This is a genomic window from Mesorhizobium sp. M2A.F.Ca.ET.067.02.1.1, assembly GCF_004023285.1.
In the GTDB taxonomy this organism is placed as follows: domain Bacteria; phylum Pseudomonadota; class Alphaproteobacteria; order Rhizobiales; family Rhizobiaceae; genus Mesorhizobium.
On record NZ_RZSB01000395.1, the window covers coordinates 1 to 5,585 of the forward strand.

General features: G+C 63.1%; 7 protein-coding genes and 1 pseudogene. 4 read left to right on the top strand and 4 right to left on the bottom strand.

The annotated features are described in order from the left end of the window. On the top strand, nucleotides 1-226 hold a 226-nt coding region (locus EOA28_RS23085), incomplete at its 5' end, for a DUF982 domain-containing protein (RefSeq protein ID WP_128315310.1). 172 nt (nucleotides 227-398) lie between these two features. On the opposite strand, the gene EOA28_RS23090 is transcribed toward EOA28_RS23085, so the two are convergent. Both EOA28_RS23090 and EOA28_RS23095 read right to left on the bottom strand, forming a co-directional pair. Beyond that, nucleotides 399-620, bottom strand: coding sequence for a hypothetical protein (locus tag EOA28_RS23090; protein ID WP_126083401.1), 222 nt, complete (start codon nucleotides 618-620; stop codon nucleotides 399-401). Nucleotides 621-837: 217 nt separating this feature from the next. Further along, complete coding sequence (locus EOA28_RS23095; protein WP_127252103.1) at nucleotides 838-1,137, bottom strand: DUF1236 domain-containing protein; 300 nt, start codon at nucleotides 1,135-1,137, stop codon at nucleotides 838-840. Between the two features lie 223 nt (nucleotides 1,138-1,360). On the opposite strand from EOA28_RS23095, the gene EOA28_RS23100 reads away from it, so the two are divergent. Together EOA28_RS23100 and EOA28_RS23105 are read left to right on the top strand one after the other, a co-directional pair. After that, on the top strand, nucleotides 1,361-2,179 hold the full coding sequence (locus EOA28_RS23100; protein WP_127252104.1) for a DUF1236 domain-containing protein: 819 nt from the start codon (nucleotides 1,361-1,363) through the stop codon (nucleotides 2,177-2,179). A 265-nt stretch (nucleotides 2,180-2,444) separates the two neighbouring features. After that, entirely contained in the window at nucleotides 2,445-2,810 is a 366-nt protein-coding gene (locus EOA28_RS23105) for an exopolysaccharide production repressor protein (RefSeq protein WP_245501581.1), read from the top strand. A 274-nt stretch (nucleotides 2,811-3,084) separates the two neighbouring features. Here the strand turns inward: EOA28_RS23105 and EOA28_RS23110 are convergent, their stop codons facing one another. Continuing rightward, nucleotides 3,085-3,492: a hypothetical protein gene (locus tag EOA28_RS23110; RefSeq protein ID WP_126083404.1), complete on the bottom strand. Its 408-nt coding sequence runs from the start codon at nucleotides 3,490-3,492 to the stop codon at nucleotides 3,085-3,087. A 637-nt stretch (nucleotides 3,493-4,129) separates the two neighbouring features. On the opposite strand from EOA28_RS23110, the gene EOA28_RS23115 reads away from it, so the two are divergent. Continuing rightward, complete coding sequence (locus EOA28_RS23115) at nucleotides 4,130-4,672, top strand: J domain-containing protein (protein WP_126083405.1); 543 nt, start codon at nucleotides 4,130-4,132, stop codon at nucleotides 4,670-4,672. Nucleotides 4,673-5,152: 480 nt separating this feature from the next. Here EOA28_RS23115 and EOA28_RS38965 read toward each other — a convergent pair. After that, a pseudogene (locus EOA28_RS38965) lies at nucleotides 5,153-5,585 on the bottom strand (hypothetical protein); the annotation flags it as partial.

The window sequence follows — 5,585 nt, forward strand, 5'->3', positions numbered from 1 at the left end:
GCCGGCGGCTTCGCGGGGCGAAAGCCACGCAAGGGCGCTGCGCGCCTGCGAGGCGGCGCGGGCCGGCGAGATCGATCTCGACAAGGCGCGCCAGGCGTTCCTGATCTTCGCGAGGAAGGCGGGGATCGAGTGGACCGGGGCCGATCCGGTCGCGGTGCTGCGCGAGGCCAAGATCAGGCGCAACCGGGCACGCGAGAGCCGGGCGCTGCAGCGGCCGGCGCACTGACAGAGCCGGTGCGCATTGGGGCCGCTGCGCGTTGGGCTTGCCCTGCAGGTTTCAGGAGCTGGCCGACGAGATCCCCCGCCAAGTGGAGCCGTCTGGCGTCCGTTTGCCCTGCGGACCGCCGCCGGGGCTGCGGTCGACTGGATCGATGGGGCTCTTCGGCTGGTGGCCGCTGTCAGGTCGCCGTCGACTCGCCCAGCGCCTCGGTGACGAAGGACGCGGCGATCAGGTCGTCCGCTTCGATGCGTAGGGAGCCCTCGCCGCCCCCCATGATGGCCGCGACCTTCTGGAAGGTCTTCATCTCGTGCTCGGTGATCCGGGCGTCCCGCATCCTGGCTTTGAGATCGGCGACGCGCATCCCGAGCGAACGGGATGTTCCGATTTCTCGTTTCGACATGTTCGTAAAACTCCTCCTCGGCCCGCCCGTATCTGTTCGCCGCCGCCCGAATTTATGCTGCCATGCATTTGTGTTGCTGATGAGACAGCTGAGATCCAGAGCCGCTAACTCGAACGCGAGGGGAAGGTTCCGTTAGCACATGGTAACAAAATAATACTCGGTTGGTGGCCCGCCGCCCAAGCCGGCGGCGGGTCATTCAACTTCGGTACGCTAGCGGTTATTCGAGCACCTGGACGATCTTGCGCGTGCCGGGATCGACGATCACCGTCCGATTGTCGACGACCACGTAACGGTATTGGACGTTCGGCACTTCGTGCAGCTCGACCGTATCGGGAACCGTGCTGCCGATGTTCAACTCGACGCCCGGAACCTTCACCGAAGCCAGCGGCTGCTTGTGCACATATTCGCGGATGACTGTTTCCTGTTCGGGCTGGATGATGACGTCCTGAGCGGCGGCGGCGCCGATACCGGTCAGAAGAAGCAGGCCCGCGGCAGCGGTTGTGAGGTGCATTTTCATGATCTTCTCCTTGGCATGGATCGATTGCCTCTCACGCTGCGCCTGCGATCTCACAGCCGATAGGCACTGTGCGTAACGCCATCTGGCAAGCCTTGTTCCGGCAAAAAAACGCCGCCGGCGTTCTCCGCGAAACGTCACGGCGCGGCGCGGCTGTTTCGGAACAATGCATTTCGGCCCGGGTTACCCAATCCGAAGGGACCGACTATTTCCGAGGAGAAATCCCATGAAACATCTGCTGATCACAAGCATGATCGCACTCGGCGTCGGTTGCGGCGCCGCGATGGCGCAGACCGAATCCGTGCAGCCCAGCGGCGATGCCAACTGCGCCTCGGGCCAGGCAGACTGCAAGACCGGCGGCAAGGCAGGCGGGCAGGCACAGGGCGAGACGAAATCGAAACCCGAAATGAACGCCCAGGGCAAGGCCAAGATGAAGACCGATGAGCAGGCCCAGGGCCAGGCCGGCGCCAAGACCGACCAGAACGCCGAGGACAACACCCAGCTCAAGAAGAAGCAGCAGGCCCAGGGCAAGGCCGGCGCCACCACCGAGCAGAACGCTCAAGGCGGCAACACCAAGATGCAGACCGAGAAAAACGCTCAGACTAACACCGGCACGAAGACTGACCAGAATGCCCAGGACAACACACAGTTGAAGAAGAAGCAGCAGGCCCAGGGCAAGGCCGGCACCACCGACCAGAACGCTCAGACCAGCACCGGTACCAAGACCGAGCAGAACGCCCAGGGCAACACCAACGTCGAGACCGACCAGAACAAGACGGCCTCGATCAACAATGTGACGGTCGAGCAGAGGACGCAGGTCACCCAGATCATCCACGAGACCAAGGTGGAACCGGTTCGCGACGTCAGCTTCGACATTTCGGTGGGCATCGAGGTGCCGCGGCATAAGGTGCGGCTGCACCGCCTGCCGGCCCGCATCGTCAAGATCGTGCCTGCCTATGAGTACTACGAGTATTTCGTGCTGGCCGACGGACGCATCGTCATTGTCGACCCGGACACTTACAAGATCGTCCTTATCCTGACCTGACAAGAACAGCATCACGAGAGAAAGGCCCGCCGGTGCAGGCCTTTGTCGTCCGAGTGCCGCCGCAGCCCGGAAAACAGCTCGCGCGGCCGACGCATTCCATGAGACGTTGCTTGAATGCCGGGGCCCATGGAACGATCCGGCGCAATTGCCGGTTGCTACAAGGAAGTCCTGCTACCTTGGTCCCTGTCGGAGCGGACAATGGTGCGACAAGGCCGCCGGGCAGATTGTTCAAGCTTGCGGTCCACCCGGAAAAGGTGCAAGGGTCATGACGTGTAGAGACATGGGCGAGATCGTCGACGACTGGACATGGTCGCGGCGCTCGGTTGGGCAAATGTATTTTCCGCAGTTTCTTGTGGGAATGGCGGCGACGCTTCTGGTGGTCCTTGGCTGGACATTCGCGTCCACCGGATCGGTCTGGGCGGCATTGGGCTGGACGGTCCTTGCCGCGGTTATTCTGCAGGCCGGCTACTTCGCGGCGGTGCTGTGGCTGGTGCATGGCGAGGCCCGCGTGACCGACGAGGCCAAGTCGAGCGACGGCGCCGTCTCGCCCGCCAAATTGCCTGGCCCGTTCGAGCGGGACGGCATCATCCACGCTCTCATCTCGCTGCTGTTTCCGAAGCTGTTGCCTTAGCCGGCCGTAGCCTGCTCGCGAATGGCCGGCCAGTCGCTTCCCCGGAAGCCGGCGGCAATCCGTTTCGCCCGACACATTGCACGCCTCTGTTCGAGCGCAGCAGCGAGCCCGGGCCAGCCCCGCGTTATGCTTCCGAGGCGCGATCAGTTTGGCATTGTCGCCAGCGCCCGTCCGCAACAAAGGTTATTCGGCGCGATGCAAAACGGCCGTCTTGCCGTGCTCTTTGGTTGGAGGCTCCAGCCCGTCCAGGCCGAAGCCCCTGCTCGCGCGCAAGCTAGCGTGCCGCGGCTGGTGAGGCCGAGCGCACCGTCTCCGACGACGAGAAGACGACGAAGCCAAAGACCAGCACCGCAGCGGCGACGATCAGCGAGCCTATCGCCACGACCGGTTCGATCTCCGGATGGCCTGCCGCCAGCATCCAGTAGAGCGCCGGCAGCATGATCACGATGCCGGCCGTATAGAGGCCGTAATGGATCATGGCGATGCGGCGCTCGGCCTTGGCCGGGTTGAGCGCATAATAGCCACCGAAGATGGCGCTGGTGACCCAGCCTAGAAGGTTGATGTGGGCATGCGCCGGGAAGGCGCCGTGATCGCCCGAAATCGCCATCTGCAGCCCGGCGCCGATGCCCAGGATGAGAAAGACGATGGCCGTCTTGAAGAAGAGTTCCGATACCCGTGGCATTTCTGTTGTCCCTCCCAATGCCTCTGTGGACCCGACTCTGTGAAGTCTATATCTAGCCAGCCATATTAGCCATGGCGCACCTAAAGCATGTCTCCCGAAAGTGGGAACCTGTTTGGGGATAAAGACATGCGTAAACCAAAGATCTGACGCGCATGAGCAAAGCCAAAGGATCGCGACGCGCTTTAGGTCGGTGAAGTCGTCGGACGAAAGCCCCGCGAGGCGGCTTCGCGAAAAAATGGCTCGCTTCTTTCGAGGAGAGCCAAAAAGGGAGCCGGGCTTGAGATCGGCTCCCATCCAGGTTACCACCTGAATTTCAGACATGCCTAACGTAGCGGAGTGCGGGATTTATTCCACCGCGATCGCCGATCAGTCCCGCAAGCTTCGAATCCGCACAGCAGAGCAGGCCTTTCGCCGATCGGGCGCCCGCGAACCTGTGCGCCGACCAGGACATCCCTTCCCCGCTGGCAGGCGTGCGAACAGCATGCGCTTCAGCGTCCCGAATCCGCTCGAGTTCGCGCAGTTGCGGCGGGCATTTGCGCCCGTTCGGAACCGGCCCGATGGCGCCTTGCAAGCGCGCGGCATTTGGGCAATGCTCGGATTCGGGGAGTGGTTTCCGTAATTTCGGAAGCACGATTACATGTTCACTGACTACTACGAAGTTCTGGAAATAAGCCCGAACGCCAATTCTGAGACAATCGAGCGGATTTTCCGCTATTTTGCTATGCGCTATCATCCCGATAATCGGGAAACAGGGAATGAATCGCGCTTCAGCGAGATCGTCGAGGCCCACAATACGCTGCGGGATCCAGTCAAGCGGGCCCAGTACGACATCCTCTACCGCGAGCATCTGGGCCTTCGCCACGAACTCACGGATGGCGCGCGCGACGGCGGCGGCATGGACAGGGATGCCGTCATCCAGGCCAATTTGCTGTCGCTTCTCTATGTGCGGCGCCGGCGCGACGTCAACAATCCGGGCATCGGCGACGACGAGCTCGAACGCCTGTCGGGCTGCCCGCGCGAGCACCTCGAATTCCACCTGTGGTACCTCAAGGCGAAGGGCTTCATCGGCAGGACCGAGAACGGGACGTTCGCCATCACGGTCGAGGGCATCGACCACGCCGGGAGCAAACAAGGCCGGGACCGCCCGGACGCCACCCGCCTGCTCGATCACGCCGATTAGAGCGTTTCACCGTTTCAGGGAAAAGGCGAAACGTTGGATCCGTTCGATCGGACAAGGCTGAAGGTTGCGGCGAAACCGCCGGGCCGAGCGTTCACATTTCCCGGAACTGCCCTCGGCCGGACTGCTCCGGCCGGCATCAAAAGCCCGCCGACTGGTGCCTGAACCAGTGGCGGGCTCGATGAAGGAGCAGCTACATCCCGGGGGAATCGACTGTCGTCTCCTGAACTCCCCATATCTGGGCTCGGTTCCGCTGGGGGGAGCGGAGCCCGAACCATGCGCCATGGAGGGGCAAGAACAGGGAGCGCAACGATGACATAGGCGCCGTGCGTCGCCGAAGGCAAGACGACTGAGGTCTGACGCGCCGCCGAAATAGGCCCGGCCTGGCGCGCCGACGGCTTCACGCCGAGGCGGTGCGGACAAAAAAGCCGCCGGGCGAGGCCCGGCGGCGTTTCGTCCACCCTCTGGTCGGTTCGTTTGGACTTACGGCGTCGTCGTCGCTGCGGCGGCCTGGTCGATCTTGTCGGCAAGCACGCCCTTGGCCCAGTCCGTCACTTCCTGGTCGACCGGCTTGTTGGCCATGTCTTGCAGGGCGGCGTCCAACGTCGCGTCGTCCGGGGCGGGTGTATTGGTAACCGCGGTTTGGGCATCCGCGACCGCCTGGGTGTCAGCGGTGATCGCCGCGTTCTGGGCATCGATCTGCGACTGCACATCGGTGATCTGCGCATCGAGAGCCGCCTGCTGTTCGGGCGTGAAGCCCGTCGTGTCAGTCGCGTTGAGATCGGCGAGCTGCTGGGTGAGATCGGCGAGCTTGTTCTGGTCGGTGGTCAGCTGGGCATTAGCAGCGTCGAGCGCAGCCTGCGCGTTCTGAGCTGCCGCTGCCGCTGTCACATAGGCCTGGATGCCAGCGAACTTC